The organism is Bradyrhizobium sp. AC87j1, from assembly GCF_002936975.1.
In the GTDB taxonomy this organism is placed as follows: domain Bacteria; phylum Pseudomonadota; class Alphaproteobacteria; order Rhizobiales; family Xanthobacteraceae; genus Bradyrhizobium; species Bradyrhizobium shewense.
Map to the genome: position 1 here is coordinate 1 of NZ_PTFE01000218.1, position 2,046 is coordinate 2,046.

A 2,046-nucleotide genomic window follows, 5' to 3' on the forward strand; every position below is an offset into this window, starting at 1 on the left:
ATCTCATTTCCAAACCGAGCACATCAGGAGCGCCCCATGCTGACCATGATCGGCAAGCGGTTGATGTTCGCGATTCCCTCGCTGATCGGGGTCGTCATCGTCACCTTCCTGCTGACGCGGGCGCTGCCCGGTGATCCCGCCGCCTACTTCGCCGGCCCGGCCGCGACCAAGGAAGCCGTCGAGCAGATTCGCAAGAAACTCGGCCTCGACAAGCCGCTGATCGAGCAGTTCTTCCGCTACACCAACGATCTCGCCCATGGCGATTTCGGCAACTCGCTGACCACGGGCCAGCCGGTGGCAGCCGAAATCCGCAACCGCCTGCCGGCCTCGGCCGAACTGACACTGCTCGGCCTCATCGTGTCCGTCGTGATCGCGATTCCGCTCGGCGTGCTGGCTGCAACGCGGCCGGGATCATGGCTCGACCATCTATGTCGCGTGACGACGACAGCCGGTGTCTCGCTGCCGGTGTTCTTCACCGGCCTCGTGCTGGTCTATGTCTTCTATTTCCGGCTCGGCTGGTCGCCGGCCCCGCTCGGCCGGCTCGACGTGTTCACCAGCGCCCCGCCGACCGTCACGGGCTTCTATCTGATCGACACGTTGATCGCGCGCGATCTCGAAGCGTTCCGCTCGGCGCTGAGCCAGCTGATCCTGCCAGCGACGACGCTCGCGATCTTCTCGCTGGCGCCGATCGCGCGCATGACGCGCGCCTCGATGCTGGCGGTGCTCGCGTCCGAATTCGTCCGCACCGCGCGCGCCAGCGGCCTGTCCCCGACGACCGTCATCGTCACCTACGCCTTCCGCAACGCGATGCTGCCCGTGATCACCACGCTCAGCATGGTGTTCTCGTTCCTGCTCGGCGCCAACGTGCTGGTGGAAAAAGTGTTCGCCTGGCCGGGCATCGGCTCCTACGCCGTGGAAGCGCTGATCTCGTCGGACTTCGCGCCGGTGCAAGGTTTTGTGCTGACCATGGCGGTCATGTACGTGCTGCTCAATCTCGTGATCGACATTTTGTACGGCGTGATCGATCCGCGCGTCAGGCTTGAAGGCTAGGGGGACACAATGAGCTCCGTTGCGCCTGCTGTTGAACCCGTCGGTCCCGCACGCACCTCGGGACTGACTGCGATCCTCGAACAGACCCGCTACGTGCTGGGCGAGAACAAAGTCACCGGCTTTGCCTTCGCGTTGCTGATCCTGATCCTCGCCGCCGCGATCGTCGGCCCCTATGTGGTGCCGTACGATCCGCTCGCCTCCGACACCGCCGCGGCGCTGAAGCCGCCGTCGGCCGCGCACTGGTTCGGCACCGACCAGCTCGGCCGCGACATCTTCAGCCGCGTCGTCGTGGCAACAAGGCTCGATACGTTCATCGCGGTCGCCTCCGTCGTGCTGGTGTTCCTGATGGGCGGCCTTGCCGGCATCGCCGCCGGCTATTTTGGCGGCTGGACTGATCGCATCGTCGGCCGCATCGCCGACACCATCATGGCCTTCCCGCTGTTCGTGCTGGCCATGGGCATCGTCGCCGCGCTCGGCAACACCGTGCAGAACATCATCCTCGCCACAGCCATCGTGAACTTCCCGCTTTACGCCCGCGTCGCGCGCGCCGAGGCCAATGTGCGCCGCAACGCCGGCTTCGTGCAGGCCGCGCGCCTCTCCGGCAACGGCGAATTCCGCATCCTGCTGGTGCACATTCTCCCTAACATCATGCCGATCATGATCGTGCAGATGTCGCTGACCATGGGCTATGCCATTCTCAACGCCGCCGGCCTCTCCTTCATCGGCCTCGGCGTCCGCCCGCCCACGGCCGAATGGGGCATCATGGTCGCCGAAGGCGCCGGCTTCATGGTGTCAGGCGAATGGTGGATCGCGCTCTTCCCCGGCCTTGCCCTGATGATCGCCGTGTTCTGCTTCAACCTCCTCGGTGACGGCCTTCGCGACATCGTCGATCCCCAGCGGAGGACGTGATGGTGGTCGGGTTCGAGTGCGTGCCGCGAAGCTGGGACGAGGGCACGTCTCTCTCGCTCCCTCCCCCCTTGTGGGGGAGGGTTGGGG

At 65.5% G+C, this 2,046-nt stretch carries 2 protein-coding genes; both read left to right on the top strand.

What is annotated here, in order from left to right; all coding sequences use genetic code 11:
* Positions 1-36: 36 nt before the first annotated feature.
* A complete protein-coding gene (locus tag CV770_RS40870) occupies positions 37-1,050 on the top strand; it encodes an ABC transporter permease (RefSeq protein ID WP_091964236.1) in 1,014 nt (337 codons plus the stop codon).
* A 9-nt stretch (positions 1,051-1,059) separates the two neighbouring features.
* On the top strand, positions 1,060-1,959 hold the full coding sequence (locus tag CV770_RS40875) for an ABC transporter permease (RefSeq protein ID WP_091964233.1): 900 nt from the start codon (positions 1,060-1,062) through the stop codon (positions 1,957-1,959).
* Positions 1,960-2,046 lie beyond the last annotated feature (87 nt).